Genomic DNA, 26232 nt, shown 5'->3' with positions numbered 1-26232 from the left:
GCAAATTGTCCAGTTCCCCTTCTCCCATATTGGGAGAAGGGGTTAGGGGATGAGGGCAACCCTATAACCCTTTTCTTACCTAACTTCTACCTTAAGTTGACACGCAGGAGCTTTTTGTGTATCCCTACCGCATGGTCTATTTACCTGAAAATAACTTAAAGTACTTTTGAGTCCCAGGTTAAAAAATTACGTAAATGCTTTTGGCTTTCACTAGTACTCCACTAACCTAGAATTGCTGGGAGTCAGGAAGCAGAGGTTGAGTTTCTGACTAATGACTAATACTTCTTTACGAGAGGCTGCGCCAACGGCTTCTCTACGAGACGCTACGCGAACGCTCAGTACAAGTGACTTATGACTAATGACTTATGAATCAAGATTTAACACAACAGTGGTTGACAGAAATCCAAGTACTCAAAGAGCAGATGGCGGGACTTCAACACGATCGCAATGCTGCTTGGGAAAGTGCCCAAAAATGGCGTCAGCTTTATAACACAGAAGCAGAACAACGCCGCACAGATGCCCAACTCTCCCAACAGGCGATCGCATCCCTGAAGGCAGACATCCATAAACTCCAGGGTCTTGAGGTCGAGACACTGGCTACTGGGACACCAGTAACAGTAAACCAACAAGAAATAGAACAACTAAAATCTGTGGAGGAGTTGCAAGCTAAACTGATCGCCGTGATCAAAGAACGCGATCGCCTTTTGCAAGCTTTAAAAACTGAGCAGGATAACCACGCCCAAACCCGCAATAACCTAACTACTGCTTTAGGTGATGCTATTGATAGCTTGACACGCGAACGAGCCGGAGCAGAAAAAGACCCAAGAGGACAAGGCGACAAGGAGATAGGGGGACAAGGGGCTAGCTAATGATACAAATACGTTGGTAGGGGCACAGCAATGCTTTGCCCTTACGAGAAATCTATATCTCTTGCGTAAGTCCTATTCTGGTTTCAGGAAAGTCCAGGTGTTCGTGAATGGCAATTTACCGATGCTGCTATCCTTTTCTGAGATGAATATCACATCTCATTAATCTCTCTATCGACTTGCTATCCACGCCTTGGGAGAAAAAATATCCCTGTGCGTACTTGCATTTCATCGCTCTAAGTTGTGTCATCTGTTCCCCCGTTTCTACGCCCTCCGCTATTACATCTTTATTTAGACTTTCGGCTAGAGTGATGATTGCCTGAATAATCTCTAAATTTTCTCCATTAGCACCCATCTTGGTAATAAAAGAACGATCAACCTTCAAGGCAGTACTTGGAAACCGGTGCAGGTAACTCAAAGATGAATAGCCTGTACCAAAATCATCTAAATGTAATTCAATATTCATCTCTTGCAGTTGCAAAATCATATAAGTTGCTAATTGAATATTTGCCATAAGTACGCTTTCGGTAATCTCCAGTTTTAAATTGCTGCCTTCGAGTCCAGTCTCTTGGAGAATTTGCTTAATTTGTTCAATCAGCGCAGGTTCTGCAAACTGTTTAGTGGAAAGATTTACACTGATTGTCAAGGGTGGATCAGCAGGAAATTGTATTTGCCAAGCGTGCATCTGACGACAAGCCTCGCGCAGTACCGAATAACCAATAGGGATAATCAGCCCAGTTTCTTCTGCCAGTGCAATAAAGTTGTCTGGAAAAACTAATCCCTGTTGCGGGTGCTGCCAACGAACCAGAGCCTCGAAGCCAATAATTTTGTAAGTTTCTAACAAAACAATTGGCTGGTAATGAATCTGAAACTCGTGGCGTTCCACTGCCCGTCGTAGATCCATCTCTAACTCTAATAGCTTCGTTACTTGGGTGTACATGGTTGACTCAAATATCTTATGGCATCCTTTACCCGATCTCTTAGCCTGATACATTGCAATGTCAGCATCGCGTAGGAGTTCCTCCGGTAGGTTGTAACTAGCATTGCTCAGGGCGACGCCAATGCTGACGGTGGTAAATACCTCATTCCCACTGAGTTTGAACGCAGATTTCAGAGCTTGCTGTATCCGCTCAACTACCCTTGTTATGTCATTAATGTTCTTGAGATCATCAAGCAAAATTGTAAATTCATCTCCCCCTAGACGGGCAACTGTGTCTCCACCGCGCAGGCAACTTTCCAATATGCGAGCAAGCGCAGTTAATAGTTGATCACCAATCAGATGACCGAGACTATCGTTGACTACTTTGAAGCGATCTAGGTCTAGAAATAGAACAGCGAATGTATAGTCTACACGTCGTTTTGCCGACATGATCGCACGTTCTAGGCGTTGCAGAAATAAGGCGCGGTTTGGCAGACCGGTTAGTAGATCGTGAAAGGCATTATAAATTAATTTCTCCTCGGCAACTTTTAGAGCGCTAATATTGCGAGCGATACTCAAAACAAAATATACTGAACCATCGCTAGCCAATTCCGGCACAAGACGGGTATGGTAATGTTTCGTTTCCCAAGCGATCGCTAAACTGCATTCAAACTGCATCTCTTGCTTAGTTTGGAAAACTTGCTGGAGGTGATGATCACATATCTGGCAAAATTCTGACGGCAGATTTGACTCTGCGTTTGTTTTGCCGATAAATGTTTCGGCTGATATTCCTGTAATGTTTTCAATAGCTGGATTAACGTAAACGTAGCGTAATTCAGTGTTAAATCTGGAAATAATATCAGGTGCATTTTCAACTAGTGCTTTGAATTCTTGCTCACGCCGCCCTAGTACCTGCAATATCTGCTTACGCTCGGTGATATCCTGAAAGACCAAAACTGCACCTGTAATGTTACCATCGTCATCTTTAATCGGTGCAATACTATCATCAATTGGTATTTCTGCACCGTTTCTAGCAATAAGTATCGTTTCTTCTGGTAAATGGACAGTAACGCCAGACTCAAGGACTTGTCTTATAAGACTTTCAATTTTTATCCGAGTCTTTTGATGAGCAATATTGAATACTTCTGTCGCTTCTTTACCAAAGGCATCTGAATATTTCCAACCCGTCATTACCTCCGCAACAGGATTCATAAAAGTCACCGCTCCGAATGCGTCGCTAGTAATCACCGCATCCCCAATACTTTTAAGTACGGTATTCAGCCATTGTTCACTCTGTTTTAATTTTGTTTCTATCCGATGTTTGGATAGGGTAATTTCAATATTAACTTTTAATTCTTTTTCTTTGAAAGGTTTGATAATGTAGCCAAACGGATTAGTTACTTTTGCACGCTCTAATGTTTTTTCATCTGAATCAACAGTGAGATAAATTACTGGAATATCAAAATTTTTATAAATTATCTGGGCAGCCTCCACACCGTCCATCTTTCCCTTGAGGATAATATCCATTAAAACTAAATCTATAGAATTATCTGCTGCTTTCTCAATTGCTTCTTCTCCAGAATCGGCAAGCCCAAAAACAGTGTATCCAAATTTTTCTAGCCGATTTCGTATATCCATTGCCACGATGAATTCATCTTCAACAATTAATATATTTATTTTGCTCATGATTTTCTTTCATTGAAGAAATTATAAATTTTCGGTCGAAAATGTAATTTTAAACTCTACTCCGTTATTATTGCTAAAATCAATGTTCCCTTTTAGCTGATTTGTGAGACCCTTTACTAATAGCAGACCTAATGATTCTGTAGTCTGAAAGTCAAAATCTTTGGCAAAACCAACGCCATTATCACTGATAGTAAGTGTAAATAAATTTGCTTTTAGGGAGCAAAACTCAATATAAATTTCTCCTGATTCTCTTTGGGGAAAGGCGTGTTTTAGAGAATTTGAAATAAGTTCATTGATAATCAAGCCACAAAGAATAGCTGCATCATTAACTAGGAAAATATCCTCAACCTTGGTTTTCAAGGTAATAGCAGTAGAATTAAGTTTGTATGAATGCAACAAATTAGTTATTAAGTCTTGGATATACTCAGCAAAATTAATCCTTGCTAGGTCTTTAGATTGATACAGTTTGTCGTGGATTAGAGCCATTGATTGAATCCGGTTCTGGCTCTCTTTTAATACTTCAATGGCTCGATTATCGTTGAGATACTGTGCTTCCAAACTTAGCAGACTAGAAATAATCTGCAAATTATTTTTTACGCGGTGATGAATTTCTTTCAATAGCACTTCTTTTTCTTGAAGCAATGCTTTAATCTGCTCCTCTGATTGTTTACACGCTAAACTGACGATAACAGAAGCTAGCATGCTGCCAAAAATAGTCAGCAAATTTGTTTGATGAGTGCTGGTGTTCGCCTCTATCAACAGCTGTTTCAAGAACTCATTCTCTTCGTTATCTCTAACTGTAGTGAGCATTCAGACATCCTCCATAATCTGCTGACACTGAAGTGTCGTAAACTATACCTGTCCCTTGCGCGTTTCGTAGACAGGACTTACGCAAACAATAGCCAAAACCCTTATTTTTAGGTAGTGGCAAATCATGTAGCTTTAGCTGACCGCAGGGTATTGCCCCTGAGTGCCTGTAGTTTTGCGTAAGTCCTAAGGGTCTTTTGCTCTCATGGTGAGTACGGCGAAGCATCTCAGTACATGGCTGAAACCTTGTTTTTTCGTCGCAGTTGACCTAAGTCAGAACGGCAAAATTATACCTTGCGGGGCTTTTAAAACAACCTTTCATAAAGGATATCTACATTAGTTAATTATTGGGAGCGTATATTTTCGGAGTCATGGGAAGAAAAATAATAAGTTTTGTTCAGTAATTAAGTATATTTACGTAGTTAACTTCCAGAGATTTTCGCTTGCATAAGTTATGTTAATGTGGTAGGCAATGTCAACTCACACAACTAACTCAAGGCAAAGTAAAGTACCCATGCTCAGGCGCTTAATTGTGATTGTTACTGCCGCTATACTCTTTAACAGTTCCTTGACGCTGGCAGAGAGTAAAAAGCCTATACCACCGGATAAATTTCCTCCTAGTCCCCTAGAAATTACCACACCCGATCCACTGCTGCCACGTTTGCCCAAGGATAAACAGTCGTTAACTCTTGAAGAACAGCAAAAGTTAGAACCAGCGCTGGATGCCTTAAACCAAGAAGCAGGGGCGAAACTGCAAGCAGGGGATGAGGTGGCGGCGTTTGAAATTTGGAACCGGGAACTGCGCTTGCGACGCTTTTTAGGTTCATTAGCAGAAGTGCAAGCCTTATCACGAGTCGGGGCGATCGCCTGGAAGGAAAACGACGGCCCCGAAGTACAATATATTACGCAGCGATTGCAAGCAATTCAAAAGCAGGCAGAATCTCAGAAAACAACTGCCGAAATTGATCTACAATTGTGGCGATCGCTAGGACAAGCTTACCAAAATGTGCGATCGCCTAAACTAGCTCTAGAAGCTTACAGCCAAGTTTTGTTAGTGGTGCGACAGCAAAAAAATCCCATAGCACTAGTAGAAATGCTTAAGACAATTGGAGAACTACATTTGAGTTGGTTTGATTATCGCAAAGCCGCCCCAATCTACGAGGAATTGTTGGCTTTAGCGACTTCTCAAGGCGAACGTGTAAACGAGGTAACATATCTGCAACGACTGGCTGACATTTACGAGCAGACAAAACAACCGCAGCAGTCATTAAATGTACTTAATAAACTAGCAGAAATTTACGTCAATGAAAATAATCTTACTGAAATACCAGAATTAAAGCTAGCGATCGCTTCAGATTATGAATCTCTAGCCAAGAAAGATCCTAACTTACTGCTAGAAGCTTTTAAAAATTATCAAGAAGCTTATACTACTGCTTGGCAATTACAGGAATATGTTCGTGCTGGTGAAGCTTTGCAAAAGTTAATTGCGCTCTATCGTTCTCAAGGACAAACAGACGAGGCTTTGCAGGCTAGCCAAATTCTTGTGCAGACACAGACGCAAGCCACCAACTTTTACGGGATGATGCAAGCTTATGATCAAATTGGGCAATTGTATCTAGAACGCAAAGAGTTTCCTCAAGCACTAACAGCTTTTAAAAAAGGCTTAGAACTAGCGCAACAACTTAAATATGAGGAAGCATACTTTACTGGGCAAATTGAAAAAGTCTCGAAAGCAAATTTGTAGCGAATATTAACGAAGTACTATAGCGCTTCTCGTTTATATGCAATACACTTTGACCTCTCTCCAAACCTCTCTCCTTTTAGGAGAGAGGCTTTGAATATTACTCCCCTTCCCTTGTAGGGAAGGGGCTGGGGGTTAGGTCTGTATTGCACTCAACCCAGAAGCGCTATATCGTTGAGGAGTAAAATTCGTGAAGTCGCGGAAGTTGAGCGAGATAAGCGGGAGATAATTGTAGAGAAATTGCGTAGGCGTAGCCCGTCGCAGACATCGCTCTCTGTTGAAGAACTTAATACTTTAGGAATTGACCCAGAAATGTTGGATTAGGATACTAATGAGACATCTTCATATATAGCTGCGATCGCACAACGAAAATCAACGCTAGCTAAATGCACTTCTTCTTGTTCATAAAGGTAAAGTACCCAATGTCCTTCTTCATTGCGGCGGAAGCATTCCACACCCATTTTGTCTGGGGAAATTAGCACATATTCTTGTAGTGATTCTAAGTGTCGGTAGCTGGCAAATTTCTTTCCTCTGTCATAGCCTTCTGTTGACTCAGAAAGCACTTCGATAATTAAGCTAGGATAGCACTTAAAATATTCAAATTCTTTATCTCGGATATCGCAAGTTACCATTACATCAGGATAGAAATAGCGATTTATGACATCAATTTGTGCTTTCATATCTAACATATAAACACGGCAACTACTACCCCGGAGATGGTTCCGTAACAGCATAGATACATTCATGGTAACTGTAACATGGGCATCACTTGCCCCTGCCATTGCGTAGACTTGTCCATCAATATACTCGTGTTTGATTTCACTTACTTTTTCGCCTTCTAAATATTCTTCTGGAGAAATATAGTACTCACTTTGGCTAATCACCATTTTAATACCTTAGTAGTTTTATCAAATATTGTAACCCATAGAACAAATTTAATGCGCGACAGCGCCACCAGTTGGCTTCACCTTTTTCAAGAATAAAATGGCAATGCCACTGAGTAACAAAGCAATGCCAATAAAGTAAAAACAATCGTTAAAAGCCATTACAAATGCTTCCCGGCGGACAATGTTAGATATGGATGCGATCGCCTGATTTTGTGCTGTACTCAAATCTGATCCATGACTGATAAAATATTGTGTCATTTGGTCAATTCGCTGTTGAGTTTCTGGGTTATATAAAGATACTCCATCACCCAATCGATTCGAGTGGAATTGCTCTCTGTTAGTTAATAAAGTTGCTAAAGATGCAATTCCTATAGAACCGCCCAGATTCCGCATCATATTAAATAAACCACTCGCTGAACCTGCTTCTTTCTGACTCAATCCAGCAGTGGCGATAGAACTAAGCGGCACCATAATTAGAGGTTGTCCCATTGCACGCACAAATTGCGACCACCGTAACTGATCTAGTCCTGTTTGATTAGTCATTCCAGAGTTCATAAACGCACTGATGGAAAACAAAGTCACACCAACAGCCACCATTAATCGCACATCAATACGTTGCATCAATTTGGGTATCAGAGGAATAATAAACAGTTGGGGAATACCAGCCCAAATTAATACTTCACCAATTTGCAGCGCATTGTATTGTTGAATTTGGGTGAGATACAGAGGTAAAATATAAATTGAACCATACAATCCTATTCCCAGCGACACATTGACAATACTCGCTAAACCAAAGTTCCGCTTAAGTAGAAGCCGTAAATTAATAAATGGTTGTTTACGAGTTAATTCTATAAAGAAAAACACGGCTAAAAAAATTACCGCGATCGCACTTAAGCGCACAATCAGCGTTGAACTAAACCAATCTTTGCGACTACCTTCTTCTAAAACAACTTGCAGGGAACCTAATCCAATAGCCATTGCAATAATTCCCCACCAGTCACCTTGTTTCAGTAAATTAATTTGGGGTTGTTCTTGCTTAATTCCATACCAAACCCCAGCCAGCATTAATGCCCCTGGAATTACATTTATATAAAAGTTGTATTCCCAACCAAAATTTTCTGTTAACCAACCTCCCAATGTCGGGCCAATTGAGGGTGCAAAAACTGCACTAAAGCCAAATGCAGCCAGCCCGATTGATTGCTTAGATTGAGGTAAAGTCGTTAATACAACTGTCATAGCGGTGGGAATTAATACTCCTCCACTAAAACCTTGTAAGACCCGAAAGAAAATCATGGAATTGAGATCCCACGACCAACCACAGCATATAGAAAAGAAAATAAATAGTGCAGTATTCACTAACAGATAACGTCGCAGAGAAAACACCCGTGATAACCATCCTGTTAAAGGAATTACCACAATTTCTGCAACGAGATACGCCGTAGAAATCCAAGAACCTTCTTCTAGAGTTGCTCCTAAACTTGCTTGAATATCTTGCAGCGAAGCATTAGTTATTTGAATATCTAATACTGCCATAAATGCACCAAGCATACTGGCTAATACACCAATCCAAGTTTTTAGTGGGACACGTTCTGGTGGTGCTTGCTGACGAATTACACCTGTATTAGCCATAGTGTTTTTCCTATTTCAAAGTTAACTATTAAAAATCTTATTATGAAATCTTATCTTTCTCTCTGCGCCGCGAAATTAAAATATGAATACTATAGAAAAGCTCATTAGACCTCTTGCAAAAAAAAGTCCCTAACACCCCACCCCCAGCCCCTCCCCGCCTACGGGGAGGGGAGAATTTGACGTAAGTCAAAGGCGGGGTGGGGTTCTATGGGTAATTTAGCGGACATGGTATTACTTAACTTCCACAGCAATTTCCGCAGACATCCCAGGAGTAATCCGCGATTCGTACCCTTGAATACTCTTTTGGTCGAAAACTATTTTTACTGGGATGCGTTGGACAACTTTAGTAAAGTTACCTGTAGCGTTATCCGGTGGCAATAAAGCAAACTGAGCGCCGGAAGCTGGCGAAACACTGTCAACACGACCAATAAAGGTATGATGAGGGAAACTATCCAGCTTGATTTCTACTGGTTCTCCTGGCCGCATCTTTTCTAATTGGGTTTCTTTAAAGTTCGCAACTACCCAATAGTTGTTATCGACGATCGCCATTAATGGTGTTCCCGATTGGACTCGGTTGCCAACTTCCACGTTTTTCTTACCTATGCGTCCAGCACTGGGGGCGGTAACATTGGCATAAGATAGTTGCAATTGTGCGTCTTTGAGCGATGCTTCTGATTGCGCGATCGCCGCTTTTGCCGCATCGTATTGACTACGTTTTACTGTTGTATCTTGTCCGCCGGCGGTAGCTTGTTGCAATCCTCCCTTGGATGCTGCCAATTTAGCTTGGGCGTTGGTGACATTTTCTTGCGCTTGTGCTAGTTGAGACTGGGCTTTGGCGACACCAACTTTCGCGGAGGATAATTTGGCTTGGGCTTGTTCTACTCCCTGAATAGCGGCGTTTTTTTGTGCCGTAGCTACATCATAAGCTGCCTTAGCGCTATCTAACTGCTGACGAGCGATCGCACCTGTTTGATACAACTGGTTATAACGATTGTAATCTGTTTTAGCTTTTTCCAAATTCGCATTTGCTTGCGCTACCTGCGCTTGGGCCGCAGGAATCCCGGCTTGGGCTAGTCTGACTTCAGCTTGCGCCGCCGGTATCCCAGCTTGGGCTTCTTGTACTGCTGCTTGGGCTGTAGAAATTGCTGCTACTGCACCACTGACATCCCCCTGCGCCTGAGTTGTCTTACCAGTGGTGGTTTGTGAACTTAAAGCAATATTTGCTTGGGCGGCTTGCGCCTGACCACGCGCATTTTCTAGCGCAGCTGCTGCTTGTTGTACTTTACTTTGATAGTCCCGTGGATCTAACTCTACTAACAATTGTCCCGGTTGCACCAGTTGGTTATCATTCACAAGCACCTGACTTATAGTTCCGGGAATGCGGCTACTAATTTGGTGAATGTTTCCGGCTACCGTGGCGTTATCTGTTTCCTGGTGGGTGGAGGCATATTGCCAGTAGTGATAACCAAAAGTACCTGCCGCGATCGCACCCACAGCTAATGCTGCCAAAATTAAACCAGTCGGTTTTTTCAGCTTCGCTGGAACTTCTTTCTCGATCTCAGGAGTTACAACAGGCGCTTCTGCTGTTGCGGATGTCTTTGCTGTTACAGTTTCTAAAGTCTCTAAATCAGGAATCACTTGTTTTTCTAAAATTGGCATCTTGTGTCCGTTGCGTCCGTTCAAAGTATTAGCGCCCATGATTGTTAACTCCCTTGTTGTCCGTTGCATAATTTGATTGATACTCGTTTATTTAGAATGCGTAATATTTTCTGAAAAAAACTTTATTTCCTTAGTATGCGTAATATTATCTCAAAATAAATCTTCACAGTGCCTCACCCGGTCGGGTGATTATGGGATAATCTTTAGGAGAGATTAGCGATCGCGCGATTCAAGATTTGGGAAAACAGTTCCCGGTCAGCAAAGGAAATACCGTCCATCGCTTCATCACGCACGCCTGCGGCGATTGGCGGTAAGACAGCCTCTAGTTCCTTACCTGCATCCGTGAGCCAGATCCGCCAGATGCGGCGATCGTGGGTGTCGCGTTCTCGGCGCACCAAGCCGCGTTCTTCCATCCGATCTAATACGCCTGTTAAAGTCCCTCCCACTTGTTTGAGTTTGTCCCCAATACTAGAAGTAGGTAAACCATCTTCTTGCCAAAGACAGCACAGCACCAACCAGTGAAATGGCGTCAGTCCAAAGGGTTCTAGCCTCTCAGTAAACTTGCGACCAACGAGTTGCGAGAGTAATTTGATTCTGTAGCCCAAATTGTATGGTGCGAGATTTTGTTGCCACGACTCTAAAGCTGGGGACTGATTAGATGTAGAAACCATTTGCCATAATAGTTAGGGTGCGTACTATTATCTTACTTGGACTTATTAGATTTAGCAAGAGTGGCTTTCCATCTCTCTTAGGGAAGAACTTGAATCAACTGGTACTCTTTTCCTGTACCAATAATCCGGTGAGGGCGAGATAATTTCGGGGATTGCTCATTATAGATCAAAACATAGCCCAAAGCTGGTACTTGAGAAAGAGAAGCTACTGGTTGGGGGCGAGTATAAAAATAGAAATTAAGCAGTACTTTGGTTTTGGCGTCTATTTCCACAAAGTAGATAGGATGAGTTTGAATAATTGAGGCGATCGCGCTTTGTTGTAAAAAAGTTCTCAAAACCGGGTTATAGTCACTTAGTAGACCGATGCTACCCATCGTTGCCAAAGCTAGCCAACAGGGAATTAACCAACCTGCAATCCAGTAATCAGATGTGAGAAACTTTTTGCCAAAGTGGTAACGACTAATCCACACCACAGGCAAAATTAACCAACCCAAGCCCATAGACAAGCCAATAGTTGCATACTTGCGGATATCAGAACCGCCCCAAGTAAGAACGCCAATACTTGCTATTACCAGTAAAACACCTAAGCCACCAAAGCCATAACTGAGATTTCGAGGAAGATTCTTCTTTGCAAAAAGGTTTAATATATTTTTTTTCGCCTTTTGAGAAGGTAATTGTGGGGGAATTTCTATTTGGTAAATATTGCCTAGCCAGTTTAAACCTACAGATGCCAACCAAGCGATGAACGGATAAAGGCAAAGACTATAGTGAGGGAAACGAGTAGTAAAAATACTAAGTTCACAAAATAAGACAAGTGGAAAGCCAACTAATATTAACTGGTAGCGAACAATGGGACGGCGGAGAGTCAAAATTAAACCTAAAATCCCGAAAAAAGCCCAAGGAAATGCTATTAAAGGGATATTCCATATATAGAACAGGGGACCATTATTATAACGATCCTCAGAACCTAGCTGCACAACAAACTTGAACAACTCCTCAAAACTCTGATTTCCATAGCGCAGCCAGCTTAACCATAGCCAAACAGCAGTAGGTATTAAACCTATGAAAAAGCCTAAATATAAAATTGGGTTAGTAAGATGACGATGACGGCGATGTTCCCCAATTAAATAAGGGAATAAAGCTATAATTGGCAAAAAAATCATAAAGCTTCTGACTAAGAAGCCTAAACCTAAACTGAAACCAGCTAGAAAACTCCACAAATAGCGATATTTCGGATGTAATTCCGTTTTTATTAAAGACCAAATCGCTAAAAGTACCAAGAAAACCATCGGTACATCAGGTGTACTTAAGCGGCAGTATTGCAGCCAGAGAAATTCCACACTTAAGATTGCAGCAGCTAGCCAAGCTAATTTTTTCCCTAGCATAATTTTGCCGATTTCATACACAAGCCATAAGCTAAAAATGCCAGCAATCATGCTAGGAAGACGCGCACTAATATCACTGATACCAAAGAGCTTGTAAGAACTGGCAATTAACCAATAAGGGCCAGGGGTTTTATGATGTGGCTTTTCCCAAGGAGCTATCCAATCACCAGAATCAAACATCAGACGCGCACGCGATGCGTAAAGCCCTTCATCATGTGCCATTAGACTATTTTGCCCAGAATTAAATAGTAATAAGGGCAGTATCCAAACTAACAAACTAAAATAAGTAAATCGCAAAGTTTTTTAAGGGCGATCGTGAACCCAAATCTAAGTATAATCAAGTAGCACAAGCTAATAATTATATATTATCAACTTATGACTGATCAGAAAAGCGTTGCACAAGTTCTAGCTAAAATCTTGCATGGGCAAGCAACGGGTATGGAATTTAATCATTAGAGGATGTTTGAAAAGTATTTGGCTGTGATTTTAGGCACTTTGATCCCCCCTAACCCCCCTTAAAAAGGGGGGAACCGGAATCAAAGTCCCCCAATTTATCGGGGGATTTAGGGGGAGCTAAAATGTTTTGATACCGACAAGAGGACTTTTCAAACAACCTCTTAGACATCTCCGAAAAAGAATGTAGAGACGTCGCAGTGCGACGTCTCTACAAGGGTTCTGTGTAACGCATATTTAATTTCTGGAGATGTCTATTCGTAGGTTGGGTAGACAACATGAAACCCAACATGAAGTCTGAATATTTCCGAACCTCTTTTACGGTGAAATTTACTTAGTACTTGAAGATTGTACAATCAGAAAAATTGAAGAAAGCTTTTGATTTTCCTAATTAAGACGATTTATTCAGACATAGACGCAGACAATGCTAATTCCCCAATTACAAAAACTTTTAATAACACCTATTACTCAAAATAGCAGACAAAATCAATGTAGATTCACTATCATATTTTGGTACAGTCTAAGTCTAACTTTTGCTGTTGGTTATATTCTTATGGGGTTGCGACAAGCTTTCAGTAGTAAATATATAGTCAGCGACGATGCACGCGAATATATTTCTTGGATGTATCGTTACTTTAACCCAGATTTATTTCCTGGAGATTTAATCGCTGATTATTTTCAGTCGGTGACACCAATTGGATATGGTATTCTTTATAAAATAATTGCGGCTTTACATATCGATCTAACTTTCTTTAGCAAAATTTTTCCAATAGTACTGGGACTAATTACAACTAGCTATTGCTTTCTAGTCTGTATGGAGATATTACCAGTGCCAATGGTGGGGTTTATCGCATCTTTACTTTTAAATCAAAGTCTTTGTATGCATGATGACCTATTTTCGGCTACTCCTAGAGATTTTATTTATCCCCTATTTTTAGCTTTTATATATTATTTAATCCGGTCTTATGGTTTAGGTATATTAATTGTACTTGCACTCCAATGTTTAATATACCCTTTAATAGGTTTTGTGGATTTATTAATTTTAGCTCTGAGATTATTTCACTGGCAAAATGGGCAGATAACTATTTCTCAGAACCGAAAAGATTTTATTTTATTTGCAGCAGCGATGATGATTGCTGGTATTGTAATTTTACCTTATGCCATTCAATCATCACAATTTGGCCCGGCAATTACTGCTGCTGTGGCCAGAACTATGCCGGACTACTGGCATGGAGGAAGAGTCAGCTATTTTAGTGATAATATTATTAATTATTGGCTTTTTGGTAGAGATAGCGGTTTTCTTGCTTTAATTTCACCTCCTCAACTATTATTTGGTTTATTATTACCAATTATCTTGAAATTCCAGTCTAACTTTCTCCTTAGCAAGCAACTAAAGGATGAAGTCAAACTATTACTACAGGTAGTAGTAGCTAGTTTAATAATGTTTTTTACTGCCCATGCCTTAGCTTTTCAACTGCACTGGCCTAGCCGCTACACCCATCATACTTTTAAGATGGTACTTGCGATCGCAGCAGCAATCTCTATTACCTTGATTTTAGATGCTACACTTCAATGGTCGAGACAAAATGGGAGACAAATTTTAATCTTGGGGACTATTATGATCTTTGGTGCAGGACTCGTTTTGTATCCTAGCAGCTTCAGCTTAAAAGTTTTTCCTAAAACCCCTTATCTAGAGGGCAAAGTCCCAACATTATATAATTTTTTGCAAAAGCAACCGCAAAATATTGTCATAGCCTCTACTTCTGGGGAAGCAGATAACATACCTATCTTTACTCAAAGAACAATTTTGGTGGGGAAAGAATATGCTTTACCGATTCATACAAAATATTACGCTCAATTTCGCCAGAGGATGGTTGACCTTATTAATGCCCAATATACTGAAGATATTAACCAGATTAAAGAATTTATCCAAAAATACCACGTAACTTTTTGGCTATTAGAACGTTCTGCATTCATGCCAGAATATATAACTAAAAACACTTGGTTACAACAATATCAGCCAGCAGCACAACAAGCGAATGCAAAGTTACAGAAGGCTTTACCTGTGTTAGCAACATTAATGAACTCTTGTGCAGTTTTGGAGACGGATAATTTAGTCCTTCTCAAAACAGAATGTATCAAAACCCTAAGCAGGACTTGAACCTAATTCATAATTAAAAGAGATTTATGCAGTTAAGACCGAATCAACGCCTGAAATTAGACGACACAGACGATAAACTGTTCTATGCCTATCCCCGCTTTGTCACCCATGTAGATGAAGGATTTATTCAACAGCTAACAGATTTATATCGCGATCGCCTAAAACCCAACACCCGCATTTTTGATATGATGAGCAGTTGGGTGTCTCATCTGCCAGAAGAGATAGAGTTTGACCATGTGGAGGGACACGGACTCAACGCAGAGGAACTAGCACGAAATCCCCGCTTAAATCATTCTTTTGTGCAAAATATTAACGAAAATCCGCAGATACCTTTGCCAGATGAAGATTTTGATGCTGTTATCAATTGCGTATCTGTGCAGTATGTGCAATATCCAGAAGCAGTATTTTCCGAAATTTACCGCATCTTAAAACCCGGTGGTGTGGCAATTATCAGCTTTTCTAACCGGATGTTTTTTGAAAAGGCAATTCAAGCTTGGCGAGAGGCTTCAGAAGCAGAACGAGTGGAATTAGTCAAAGCCTACTTTGCTTCAGTTCCAGGATTTACAACCGCAGAAGTTATAGTTCATAAGTCAACATTACCGAATTTCTTACAGTGGTTGGGTGCAGCTGGAGGAGATCCGTTTTATGCCGTTATAGCTTACCGGAGTTAAGCCAAGTGGTACTTCACGCCCATTGCACAGGATTTAATTGATAGTAACGTTGCAGTTGCTCATAAAGTGCCGGATGTTTGGATAGCAATTGGTGCGGTTTCTCAAAGAATGTCTCAGTCGCAACGGCAAAAAATTCTGCGGGATTCGTTGCACCATAGCTATCCATTACCGTTTTTACACCTTGTAGAACATCATTACAAAGTTGCTGATATGCTTCTGTCATTACCTTCGCCCAAATAGGATAATCTGAATTGCGTTGCAGTATCGGAACTCCTTCAGCTTTACCATCTTCTTGATCCAACTGATGGGCGAATTCATGAAGCACAACGTTACGTCCATCCCTCCAGTTAGTGCTGTCTAGTTTCACCTGTTCCCAAGACACTACTAATTGGTCAGTTGTCCACGATTCACCCAGTCTTGCCACACGCGTTTCTTCAACAACATAATTTCCGATGGAAGTCGTTTCCTCAACAAAATAAGCGTTGGGATACACCAGAATTGAACGAAGTCTGGGGAAGTACTGCCCACGTTCATTTAGTAGGAGTAAACAGGCGATCGCCCCAAGGGTCAATTTCATTTCCTCCGTCACCTGTAACCCTCTACAGCCAATAAATTGCTTTTCTGCTAAGAACACTTGAATATGTCCCTTAAGTCGTCTGATTTCATCGGGAGAAAGACAGGGATAAATGGGAAGATTATTCTCAATAATGGCATTCCAAAGCGGAGGGAAAGGGCGATGTTTAAGACGGTTTCTTCGCCTTTTGACTAGAATGGGATTGACTAAAATTCCAGTGATAATTAGCCCAATGATGATAAAGAAAATTATTGTTTTAATCATTGACTTTTGAGCAGTTTATATATTTAATTCACTGGTATAGCAGTTTGCAGTTTAATGCAATATAGACCTAACCCCCAACCCCTTCCCTACAAGGGAAGGGGAGTAAGATTCAAAGCCTCTCTCCTAAAAGGAGAGAGGTTTGGAGAGAGGCCAAAGTCTAATTTACTGGCACACATCACCGCTATTGAATCAGAATTATACAAGATTGAACTTTGGTGGAAAGGCTTTTTTGAAGCCCTTGCTCAACTTTGTCAATCAGTTTGTCAAAAGCCTGTTGATCCGCTATCAGTTGTTCTTGAAGAACTTTCTCTAACTCAGGCTTTATTTGCTCACACATATCCTCGATTTTTTTGTCACCCAAAAAACTAGAACGAATCCAACTAGGTACATCCACATTTGTCTTGATTACTTCTTGAACGTTCTTGCGATTTAGCTCCATTCCTGCCGCCATAACTGAAGCCCCATATACTAGCGCAATCGGCCAGGTTAAATGTCCAGTTAGTATTAAAGTAATGATACTAGCCACAGTGCCTCCACCAATTATTACATTGACGATAAACGCTACTGTCTCAGCAATGATTGCATCTCCAATTCGTAGCTCTGGGTTAACAAAATTTGGGTCAATGCTATCCTCAAATCTTAAGCTGCTTCTAGGTATCTGAAACTTTCGACATATTGGATCGGTTTGTGCGGCTAAATCTGGTTGTATTTTATTGTTAAACCATAAAGCGCATTGATAATTAATTATCTGCACAGCGCGTTCGCTTTTGAGCCACTGTTCTGCGCGACTGATCAAAGATATTTCCAAATCTGCTAAAGTCCGTATTTTGTTTTTTTGCCAATCTTTTAAACCTGGTTTAACTGCATTGACAATCAAGCCATCTGTCAAAGGCTTAGTTAGTGATTCAATTAACTCCGGGATATGCCTCTCAATCAAACCTTTAAGCTGATTCGAGGTAAATAGTTTGTTGACTTCTTCTTTAAAAGCAGTAGCACGCAAATCCCATCTTCCTACTCGTGCTAAACCCATTGCAATGCAACGTTCCGGTTCCGGATCAGGGCGAAGCAGCGTTTCTGGTTCGGGAAACATTTCCTGACAAAGAAAGTGCGTAAACTTCATCCGAGATGCACCGCCAGTCATCAGCACAAGTTTCGGGACGATTCCAAGGTTTTCCAGCTTTTCTTTCGCCTCCATTAAAGAGTCGTGAAACGATCGCATCCAGCTATGAAGTTCTAGTTCAGGCAAGGGTTGATTTAAAATTTCCTCCATGATCACTTTATTAACTTGGGGAATAAAATAAATCTGTTCGTTGATCGACTCGAAGCCACGCGCAAAGGATTCAGGATCGCTGTATAGTTGTTCATTAGAAAAGTAATCTTCTTTAGCTTTGCGGCAAGCAAGTTCACAACGAGCTTGGTGATGCGGATATTCCTCAAATACTTTTTCGAGTAATGTTTTTTGCTCGTGGTTGGTGAGAGTACGGGCAAAAATAGCCTTGTCAATTAGGGATGCACCTAAAGTATTACTCCCGAAGTCTATCGGGATTTCTTCTAAGCTTTTAACCAGAGTAAAATCTGTGGTTGAAGAACCAATATCAACAATTAGCACCGATGCCAGAAGTTTGTCATACTCCAGCTTCCCGGCTTCCTTGGCTTGCATGAAAGCAGCCCGCGATTCCGGTACAACATTTAGTCGGGGAATGCCGGCTTCTTGAAGGATCTTTTGGTATTCGGAGCGATCGCTAACTGACCATCCTGAAGGGCAACCAATGTAAAAATAGCTACCTTCCCCACCTTCAAGTTGTTTACTTTCTTTCAAAAGGCGGTAGTAGGTTGCGACAAAAGTACTAATTGTTTCCCGATATTTGGGATCGTTGTTTGGTTTTTGCTTGAAAGTGATTGTCAGTTGGGTAACGCCAGCTTGAATTAATGCTTGTTCTCCGACAAGATAACCGAGTTTGGGATGCCAACCAAGAGCTGTAATTTGGTTCTTCTTGTTATTAACCTCTAGCATCTGGGGGGGTTCGATGCTTTCCACTATCGCTTTAGCTACAGCCGTTTCACCGTGTCCCAAATCAAAACCGATTGTTTCTAAAATTTCCATACCCTTATTGTCTATTATTCTCTAGAAGAGGAATATGTTGGCTCAATTACCCGACCGCGCCTAATTAAGCGATCGCCTTTCAACAAAGCCGGAGTTAGAGTTACATGATCTTTGGTATCGGGGTCGATACTTGGCTCAAAGTCAAAATACCCGCGATCGCTGTGAGGGTCATTTGCTCGGTAAATTTGAGCGTTAATTCCCTGAGACATTAAAATCTGTGGCAGAAGTTTGGCAAGTTCATAAGCCATTTGAGGTTTATCAAGTTTTGATGCGCCCATTAGCCTTTGCAGAAAATTCAATAGCTCTGGTAGTTCTTCTATTCCTAAGTCATCTTCATATTTATTCGATTCTTCTACTCTAGCTACTGCGAGGTCGATAGTGTTGAGAGCATCGCCAAGGTGATCTAGAAATACTTTGCTATCAACCCGGACAATAGGTTGAGGTAATTCCAATAGCTTTTCAGACATGGAATTTTGCTGGTTGTTTAAGTCGAGTTGAAGCACAACTTCTAGTCCTAGAAGTATAGAGGCTAATAAGATAGCCATCCATGCACCTGGGGTAGTTTTAGTTAAGGAGAATAACGAGCCTAAGATGCCTATATAAATTAGTCCCTGTAGCAGTTTCAAGATTAATCTGTTGGCAAAAAAATTTGTAGCTGGATTAGTAATTTGCCTTTGCTCTGTGGGAGCAACTTGAAGATAATTAGCCGCCGCGAGAGTGGCGATAGACTGCCGCAGTGTATCCAGGAAAAAGGAAGCCAGACGAACTTGAGCCAGATTCAGCTTTTCAATGTAAATTCTTTCGAGATGATCGAGTCGGTTCTGAACCAGCTTAACTATCTGCTCAATGTTGGTTGTGTTATCAATATCTGTCTGGAGTTGCTTGCGTTCTTCGCTAAAAAGTGAAGTGATTGTTTTCATTGCGTTGACTAAGACTTTAAGGTTACTAATAGGGGTGAAATGAGCAGACAAATGTTCATTTCACTCTCTAATCACATGATGACCGAATAATTCATAATTCATAATTAGGTTGATTGCAAATTACTACCCTAACAAAGGAGGAACAGAATGTTTATCTGTGTCATTGCAGATTACGGTACAGGAGATCCGGCATTTACAGAAGTCACACAACGTCTGCTGATGGCTTTACCCGATGCCCAAATTCATTTGCTTTCGGTTCCAGCATTCAGTACCTTGGCAACGGGATTTTGGATTGCCCAACTGGGACTTAATCCAGGGCCTGGCGATCGCTTAATTTATCATAACTGTGCCCCTCGTCAAGATGATCCCGAAGCCCGTCGGGACAATGAAGGTGAAGGACTAACTTATGCGCTTTTATCCAATGGTGTAAAAGTAGTGGGTGTGAATGCGGGCTACACCCTCTCCTTTATCAAAGACCATACAAAGGAGTTGCGAGTGGTCAACGTTTCTCGTGGGGGATCGCAGTTTCGTTCGCGGGATGTGTTTCCTCCGGCGGCGGCGGCGATTATCGGTAACGATTTTAGCCTTCTGGGAGATGACCTTTCTTGTGAGCAAATCCCAGATGTTCCACCAGATCGAATTGCCTGGATTGATGGCTACGGCAACATCAAAACAACGATTGCGGCGCATACAGTTAACTTCGAGCCTCAAACCAAGATCGTGATCCGAATTGGAGATGTGGTCAGTGATGCGGTGTATTCTGATGGCAGCTTCAAGGTGTCTGAAGGAACTTTAGCCTTTGCTCCTGGTAGTTCCGGTTGGTCAAGAGGCGATTCAGGAGAACCATTGCGCTTCCTAGAACTGTTTCTGCGAGGAGGGAGTGCTTGGGAGCGCTTTGGCCGTCCCCGTGTGAATCAGCAAGTAACTCAAATTGCGTGAACTACTGATAAAGCTTCTGATGCCCATCATAGTGCGGTCAGTCGCTTCTCTATGAGACGCTGCGCGTAGCTTACTGAAGTTATTGTTATCATTGCGTTGACTAAGACTTTAACGTTACCAATAGGGGTGAAATGAACACTTGTCTGCTCATTTCACCCTGTAATCACATGAGGACTGATGTAATTAACTCAAGTTGTGTGGTTTCTTCATCTTTTTACTGGAAAATTGCGCTCAATGTTATAAGAAATCTTGCATATAGTTGAGACATATTTCAGCGTATGTACGCTGGCTAGATAGCTTTAATATGACTAGTTTGTAATAAATAATATAGCATTAGCTACTTAAGCTAGTGAATAATGAAAATACTTAAATCTATTCTACTGATAAATGAATACTTTTTAATTGATAATTTATAACTTTTCATTTTCAACTATCAAATACTTTCCTACGAATCCTAATTTTTTGTTGAGTTGCAATTACCACGACTCCAGCTTCTAAATCTTGAACATAACTATCCAAAATCTCTTGCAATAGAGCTATTCTTTCTGAGCGGGGCAAATTTTCTAATCTTAAAACTCCACAATGTTGTCTTTCCTGTAGCCAAATTATTTGCTCAAAATCAGAGTCCGTCGTAATGATAATGCGTTTCTCTCTGACAGCCCAATCCAAAATCTCGCTATCACTCATTTTGCTATTAACATCACGTACACAAGCAACATCATGACCTAAATCTAGCAATAACCCCGATAAAGCTCCACTTGCATTTACATCCATTAAAAATTTCATAATTACGCTTTAGTCGCCCTTTCAAAAATATCCTCATTAGCTACAAGTCGATAAGCATAAAGCAACACTGCATGAATATCAGCCATTTCCAAATCTGGATAATCATCCAAAATTTCTTGCATCGCCACACCCTTAGACAAAAGCTCCAAAATCATCGCCACTGAAATCCTCAAACCTCGAATAATTGGCTTACCACCAAAAATATCGGGATTAAATGTAATTCTTGACAATAACGCCTCATTAGTAACTGACATGACAAATCCTCCATTTTTAATTATTAATTTTTAATCATCAATTATGAACCACATGATTAATAAACTCCTCATGCTCTGCCTCAGTCATAATTATTACTCTAAATAAATTAGTATCAAAAACCACGACGCAACGCATTACAACTCGTGAACCACATCATCATTTTCCAAATACTCAAACGGCTTCATCATAAGAAAAGACATCCAAAGAAATCGATCTAACCGGCTTATCTTCACCGTACAACATTACCCGAATTCGCTCAGTTGTCTCTCTGCTAAAAACCTCTTCCCCACAGCGAGAGCAAACAGTAGCCGGAATATTTTCAACTAAATGAAATTTTCCCTGAATATTAAAAACTTCACTGACATATTCTGTATGAGACTCTCCTGAACCACAAACATGACATTTAAACATTAGTGAATTCTCCTTCTATAATCAGTCCATTGCATAGGTTCTGGTTCATACAGTGTGATGATTTTAACTACATCAGATTCGATCCTTGAAACCTGAATATGTAAAGCTCGGTTTTTTTGGGTAAATCCCAAGATTAGACAACTAGGTGAATATTTATCGTCTGGATAATCTTCAATTACCTCCACGGTTACACTCGCTTCTCTGATCTCTGCTTCACTAATATTGCGCTCGATCGCTCTCTTAAAAGCATGGCGCGTAAATTCAAAATTTCCAGCCTGTAATTCATTTTGGATCTCCTGCAAAGATTTCATCAGATCATCAACTGCTCCAGATCCCTCAATTCCTCATCAAGCGCCGCAATTTCTCCCAAAATATCCTCAACACTCCGCAATTTTTACGGCTTATAAAACACCTTATTAAAATTAATCTCCACCCCCACCACATTTTCAAAATACTCAAACGGCTTGGTAATATATTTTGCCATAAATGCTGCGATCGCTGCCCGATTCGCCACCTCATCCCGAATCGTAATCCGTAATTGTAATATGCAGCACGTTTTAGCTCAAGGGTAAAAATCAGTATAAGCTCTAATAGCCTTGATATAAAATAGTTTACCTGTCAATAGTAGAGACGTTGCATTGCAACGTCTCTACAAACCGGAAAATCTCAGCAACAAGCTTAACTAAATAGGAAAGTTTAAGGAAATTTAGCGTGATTTCATTCCACGACTGTTACTGAAGCCCCTTCAATTGATGGAGGTATACCCGGTAACTCCAGACAATATCCAGCGCCATACACTGTCTTGATATAGCGGGGGTGACGGGGATCTGGTTCTAACTTGGTTCTCAAGTGGCGAATATGGACTCGAATCGTTTCAATGTCGTCATCGGGATCGTAGCCCCAAACTTCTTTGAGGATTTCGCTGGGGGAAACCGTTTGACCGTGGCGTTGCAGCAAGCAGTGAAGTAACTCAAATTCCAAATGAGTCAATTTCACCGTGTCATTGAACCATATTGCCTCAAATCTTTCGGGAACCAGAGTCAGTGAGCCATAGTTCAAAATCTCACTATGCTTTGCTGCTTGGGGTATGCGGTCAGTACGCCGCAAAAGTGCCCGTACCCGCGCCAGCATTTCTTCAAGTTCAAAAGGCTTGGTGAGGTAGTCATCTGCGCCAGCATTGAAGCCTTCCACCTTGTTCTGAGTTTGGCTCAAAGCCGTTAACATTAACACCGGAATCTCAGAGGTGCGATCGTCACGACGCAGGCGTTGACAAACGGTAAACCCATCTACCCTGGGCAACATCAAATCGAGCATGATCAAGTCTGGTTGTAGCTGGAGAGCCAGCGCTTGACCTTTAATGCCGTCTTCAGCTTGACTTACATCGTAACCAGCCATTTCTAAGTTGACGGCAACTAGTTCGGAAATCGCTGGATCATCGTCTATGACAAGAATCCTCGGCATTCTGAAAAAATTTTTACTACTTGATTAAGGATAAATAAGAACCTTTGTATAGATACAAAGATTTTTGAGTCGATTATGAAAAGGTTTTTAAATCTTACATAAATATTAAGATTAAATGACTATGAAATCAAGACTCAACTACACGAAATCTTATAGTCTATGATGTGTTATACTCCCCCCTACAATCCGTCTTGGTTTTTACAAAACGGTCTGATGATGACTGTATACACCGCTTTGTGGGGAAAACGTTACTGGGAAAGTACTATTCAATTACCAGAACCTTCTTATCACGAGAAAATCTTTGTTGGTGGCCAAGGTGTGCCAATTTTTGGCTTGGTTGCTATCCCTGAAAATGCTCATAGCACGATTATTGGTACTTATGGCATTACTGGAGAGTTAGAGACAGAATGGTTTTTGAGAGTGCTAGGACGTAAAGCCTACGCTCAAGGATACGCTGTGGTGTTATTTGATTGGCGTGCCCACGGCAAAACTGCCCAATTGTCGCCGACTCTAACTTCCGATGGACTGTATGAGGGGGAAGATTTTGTTCGCATCGCTGCTGCTGCTAAGGCAATGGGATGTCCAGAGAAATTTTGGTTTACAGGGTATTCTTTAGGAGGGCAATTGGCGCTATGGGCGGTAAAGGTCGCTCTTGAGGTGATTAGGGAGCATGGAGATTTAGGACTAGAAGATAGCGATATTGGCGGTAGTATGGTAGTTTGTCCGAGTTTGGATTCGGAGCGATCGCTATCTTATCTAGTTAGAAAGCCCTTCGGCAGATATTTGGAAGCAGGGATTGCACAGAATTTAAAAAAACTGGCATGGCGAATACATGATGCTCATCCTGGAAGCATTGACCCAGCAGCGATTGAACGGGCGAACAGTATTTGGGGTTTTGACAATGAGCTGGTAATTAACCGACTAGGTTTTTCTTCTGTAGAAGCATATTACCAAGCTAGTAGTGCTTTACAAATATTGCCGCAAATCTCGAAACCGACTTTGATTTTATATGCTGCTGATGATCCACTTTTTGACCCAGCGATCATACCAGAATTACAAGAAGCGTGCGATCGCAATCCCGTAATAGATTTGTTGCTCACTCAGTACGGTGGGCATGTTGGCTATTTGAGCAGCAAAGATTGCCAGCGCCAAGTACAAGACTCTGACCTGTGGTGGGCATGGAATCGGGTTTTACAATGGTTGGAACATCAGCGTAATTCGTAATTCGTAATTCGTAATTCGTAATTAAGATTCGTCAGATTAAATCTAATCGGGTATCCTTGGTACGTCTACAGCGTATACGGATCTAAACATGAGGGAGATAGAGAAATAAGAAGTGGGATACAACCAAATCCTAGTTTGATTGTATTCAAACTTTATGCCCTGCCCTATACCCTTGCCTACTAATAGCAGGGTGGTCTTCTGTCTATCAACATCCTTTAATTATGTTGATTTCTAATTTTTTTACGCCAATCAATTACTGGCTTTTCAAAACAGAAAAAACCTATTGCTGAAAGAAATGTAGAAAATAACAACATTAGCCAAATTGATTTTAAGTTCCAGTGTATCCCTAGTTTCTCAAACTCAAAAATAACCAAGTAATGAGATAAAAATAATCCGTAAGATAGATTGCCGAAAAAGTCATCTAAATATGTTCTTTTAATTTTTATTAATAAAGGTATAATCATAATTGCTAATATTAATCCTATCAATACTTCTCGATTATAGGGCAATATCAAACGGGGATATAAAAAAGTTGCTGCCAATAATAAACAGGAAAAAATTAATGTGTACTTGACTGGCTGATTTGTAGTAATATTGTTATTCTTATGTAAGAAACTACCACAAAGAAACATAAATATTGTTCCAAATATTAATCTATAACCAAAATAATCTGTGTTAATAATTCCTAAATAAGCGATAAAAAAAATGATGTATGATAATAAAAAAAAGACTTTTTGTAATTTATATATTAATAAAAATGGAATTAAGATATAAAAACATCCTTCAAGACCCAGCGACCATGCAGGTGGAATAATCATGAATTTGTCTCCTACCCAAGGAATCATATAAAATCCCATAGGTATTATCAAAATATTTTGTAATAATCCAATTTCTGTAGGTTTACTAAGAAAATGCGAGTTAAATCCAAAGATAGAATAAATAATTAAAACTGCTATTGTGTTAAATAAATACTGCGGATAAATTCTCAAAATCCTATCGAGATAGAACCAAACAATTTTTCTAGGAGCAAAATAATTTTTAGATATCAAGGCTGTCATTACATATCCACTTATAACCAAGAATGATATTACTGCTATCACTCCGGGGTTTAAGGTGTTTATAAGTACTCCTGTATGACTTATGGCAACAAAGATTGATAACAGGAAACGATATATTCCCATTAGATATCTCCAAAACTAAAATTACCTAGTGTTATTCTAGTATAATTAAGGAATAATTCTTTTATAACATGAGTAAATTATTCAAGTAGATGGAAAAAGACACAAAAGCCACCAAGTATTTGATCTGACTGGAGTAGGAATAATTTAAAGAATTATTAACTAAAACTGATGAACTATATCCCGGATTTCTCACAAGAGAAAAAAAACACATGGATTAGCCAGACTTAGGATAAATTAATTGATATATTATTAAATTACCCGCCTTTGTCGAGTTCCGCAATTAGTGTTAATCCTGCATCCGATGTTACAGGCTTACCCTTGAAATTAACTATAACTGGACATGACTCTACTTGTCCAAATACGAACTGTTCCGGTATACAATGATTTTTATTTAGGGTCATGCTTGAAACTGCTGGGATTGTTTTGCAATATAGATTTTGGCAGTTTTTGACCCTTCTTTTCTCTGGCTTTATGAGAAATCCGGGATATGAGCAAAAAGAATCATATTAAAAACGTGTCCCGAATTATAATGTCAACACCAATAAAAACCTAATCAAAGTTAATCTCACACCAAATTC

Annotated in this window: 24 protein-coding genes; 7 read left to right on the top strand and 17 right to left on the bottom strand. The window is 40.4% G+C overall.

All coding sequences use genetic code 11. The features are described 5' to 3' along the window. Positions 1-365: 365 nt before the first annotated feature. Complete coding sequence (locus tag V7K15_RS07690; RefSeq protein ID WP_334904504.1) at positions 366-869, top strand: hypothetical protein; 504 nt, start codon at positions 366-368, stop codon at positions 867-869. A 127-nt stretch (positions 870-996) separates the two neighbouring features. Here V7K15_RS07690 and V7K15_RS07685 read toward each other — a convergent pair whose 3' ends face one another. Both V7K15_RS07685 and V7K15_RS07680 read right to left on the bottom strand, forming a co-directional pair. Then, positions 997-3471 (bottom strand): EAL domain-containing protein, encoded by a 2475-nt coding sequence (locus V7K15_RS07685; protein WP_334904502.1) that lies wholly within the window; start codon positions 3469-3471, stop codon positions 997-999. Positions 3472-3492: 21 nt separating this feature from the next. Then, positions 3493-4281: a sensor histidine kinase gene (locus V7K15_RS07680; RefSeq protein WP_334904500.1), complete on the bottom strand. Its 789-nt coding sequence runs from the start codon at positions 4279-4281 to the stop codon at positions 3493-3495. Positions 4282-4792: 511 nt separating this feature from the next. Here V7K15_RS07680 and V7K15_RS07675 point away from each other — a divergent pair. Continuing rightward, positions 4793-6022, top strand: a complete 1230-nt coding sequence (locus V7K15_RS07675; RefSeq protein WP_334904506.1) for a tetratricopeptide repeat protein — start codon at positions 4793-4795, stop codon at positions 6020-6022. A gap of 171 nt (positions 6023-6193) precedes the next feature. Next, positions 6194-6343: a hypothetical protein gene (locus V7K15_RS07670; RefSeq protein WP_334904498.1), complete on the top strand. Its 150-nt coding sequence runs from the start codon at positions 6194-6196 to the stop codon at positions 6341-6343. Here the strand turns inward: V7K15_RS07670 and V7K15_RS07665 are convergent. From V7K15_RS07665 to V7K15_RS07645, 5 genes are all read right to left on the bottom strand, one after another. Beyond that, positions 6340-6906 carry a Uma2 family endonuclease gene (locus tag V7K15_RS07665; RefSeq protein WP_334904496.1) on the bottom strand — a complete coding sequence of 189 codons (567 nt, stop codon included), beginning with the start codon at positions 6904-6906 and terminating at the stop codon, positions 6340-6342. The genes V7K15_RS07670 and V7K15_RS07665 overlap by 4 nt on opposite strands. Positions 6907-6954: 48 nt before the next feature. Next, positions 6955-8535: a DHA2 family efflux MFS transporter permease subunit gene (locus V7K15_RS07660; protein ID WP_334904494.1), complete on the bottom strand. Its 1581-nt coding sequence runs from the start codon at positions 8533-8535 to the stop codon at positions 6955-6957. Positions 8536-8766: 231 nt separating this feature from the next. Next, on the bottom strand, positions 8767-10263 hold the full coding sequence (locus tag V7K15_RS07655) for an HlyD family secretion protein (RefSeq protein WP_334904492.1): 1497 nt from the start codon (positions 10261-10263) through the stop codon (positions 8767-8769). A 134-nt stretch (positions 10264-10397) separates the two neighbouring features. Continuing rightward, positions 10398-10865, bottom strand: coding sequence for a MarR family winged helix-turn-helix transcriptional regulator (locus V7K15_RS07650; protein ID WP_334904490.1), 468 nt, complete (start codon positions 10863-10865; stop codon positions 10398-10400). 77 nt (positions 10866-10942) lie between these two features. Next, positions 10943-12547 (bottom strand): ArnT family glycosyltransferase, encoded by a 1605-nt coding sequence (locus tag V7K15_RS07645; RefSeq protein WP_334904488.1) that lies wholly within the window; start codon positions 12545-12547, stop codon positions 10943-10945. A gap of 709 nt (positions 12548-13256) precedes the next feature. Between V7K15_RS07645 and V7K15_RS07640 the strand changes: the two genes are divergently transcribed. Continuing rightward, entirely contained in the window at positions 13257-14864 is a 1608-nt protein-coding gene (locus V7K15_RS07640; protein ID WP_334904486.1) for a hypothetical protein, read from the top strand. Between the two features lie 26 nt (positions 14865-14890). Then, positions 14891-15535, top strand: coding sequence for a class I SAM-dependent methyltransferase (locus V7K15_RS07635; protein ID WP_334904485.1), 645 nt, complete (start codon positions 14891-14893; stop codon positions 15533-15535). A 13-nt stretch (positions 15536-15548) separates the two neighbouring features. Here the strand turns inward: V7K15_RS07635 and V7K15_RS07630 are convergent, their stop codons facing one another. The 3 genes from V7K15_RS07630 to V7K15_RS07620 form a co-directional block, all read right to left on the bottom strand. After that, on the bottom strand, positions 15549-16373 hold the full coding sequence (locus V7K15_RS07630) for a zinc-dependent peptidase (protein WP_334904483.1): 825 nt from the start codon (positions 16371-16373) through the stop codon (positions 15549-15551). 181 nt (positions 16374-16554) lie between these two features. Then, entirely contained in the window at positions 16555-18477 is a 1923-nt protein-coding gene (locus V7K15_RS07625) for an Hsp70 family protein (protein WP_334904481.1), read from the bottom strand. Between the two features lie 14 nt (positions 18478-18491). Beyond that, positions 18492-19397: a hypothetical protein gene (locus V7K15_RS07620; protein WP_334904479.1), complete on the bottom strand. Its 906-nt coding sequence runs from the start codon at positions 19395-19397 to the stop codon at positions 18492-18494. 147 nt (positions 19398-19544) lie between these two features. Here V7K15_RS07620 and V7K15_RS07615 point away from each other — a divergent pair, with 147 nt between their 5' ends. Continuing rightward, entirely contained in the window at positions 19545-20336 is a 792-nt protein-coding gene (locus V7K15_RS07615) for an SAM hydrolase/SAM-dependent halogenase family protein (protein ID WP_334904477.1), read from the top strand. Positions 20337-20762: 426 nt separating this feature from the next. On the opposite strand, the gene V7K15_RS07610 is transcribed toward V7K15_RS07615, so the two are convergent. From V7K15_RS07610 to V7K15_RS07590, 5 genes are all read right to left on the bottom strand, one after another. Then, a complete protein-coding gene (locus V7K15_RS07610) occupies positions 20763-21110 on the bottom strand; it encodes a DUF5615 family PIN-like protein (RefSeq protein ID WP_334904475.1) in 348 nt (115 codons plus the stop codon). Positions 21111-21124: 14 nt separating this feature from the next. Continuing rightward, a complete protein-coding gene (locus V7K15_RS07605) occupies positions 21125-21376 on the bottom strand; it encodes a DUF433 domain-containing protein (RefSeq protein WP_334904474.1) in 252 nt (83 codons plus the stop codon). 172 nt (positions 21377-21548) lie between these two features. Further along, positions 21549-21788: a YgiT-type zinc finger protein gene (locus tag V7K15_RS07600; protein WP_334904472.1), complete on the bottom strand. Its 240-nt coding sequence runs from the start codon at positions 21786-21788 to the stop codon at positions 21549-21551. Further along, positions 21788-22099, bottom strand: coding sequence for a DUF4258 domain-containing protein (locus tag V7K15_RS07595; protein ID WP_334904470.1), 312 nt, complete (start codon positions 22097-22099; stop codon positions 21788-21790). The genes V7K15_RS07600 and V7K15_RS07595 overlap by 1 nt, the downstream gene beginning before the upstream one ends. A gap of 406 nt (positions 22100-22505) precedes the next feature. Beyond that, complete coding sequence (locus V7K15_RS07590; protein ID WP_334904468.1) at positions 22506-23249, bottom strand: response regulator transcription factor; 744 nt, start codon at positions 23247-23249, stop codon at positions 22506-22508. Positions 23250-23408: 159 nt separating this feature from the next. Here V7K15_RS07590 and V7K15_RS07585 point away from each other — a divergent pair, with 159 nt between their 5' ends. Beyond that, entirely contained in the window at positions 23409-24473 is a 1065-nt protein-coding gene (locus V7K15_RS07585; protein ID WP_334904466.1) for a YheT family hydrolase, read from the top strand. A gap of 215 nt (positions 24474-24688) precedes the next feature. Here V7K15_RS07585 and V7K15_RS07580 read toward each other — a convergent pair whose 3' ends face one another. Together V7K15_RS07580 and V7K15_RS07575 are read right to left on the bottom strand one after the other, a co-directional pair. Then, positions 24689-25654 (bottom strand): acyltransferase family protein, encoded by a 966-nt coding sequence (locus V7K15_RS07580; protein ID WP_334904464.1) that lies wholly within the window; start codon positions 25652-25654, stop codon positions 24689-24691. A gap of 254 nt (positions 25655-25908) precedes the next feature. After that, a complete protein-coding gene (locus tag V7K15_RS07575) occupies positions 25909-26055 on the bottom strand; it encodes a hypothetical protein (protein WP_334904462.1) in 147 nt (48 codons plus the stop codon). Positions 26056-26232 lie beyond the last annotated feature (177 nt).

Source organism: Nostoc sp., assembly GCF_036919815.1.
GTDB lineage: Bacteria > Cyanobacteriota > Cyanobacteriia > Cyanobacteriales > Nostocaceae > Nostoc.
Note: the sequence above shows the minus strand (reverse complement) of the source record. Positions and strands in the feature narration are given on the sequence as shown.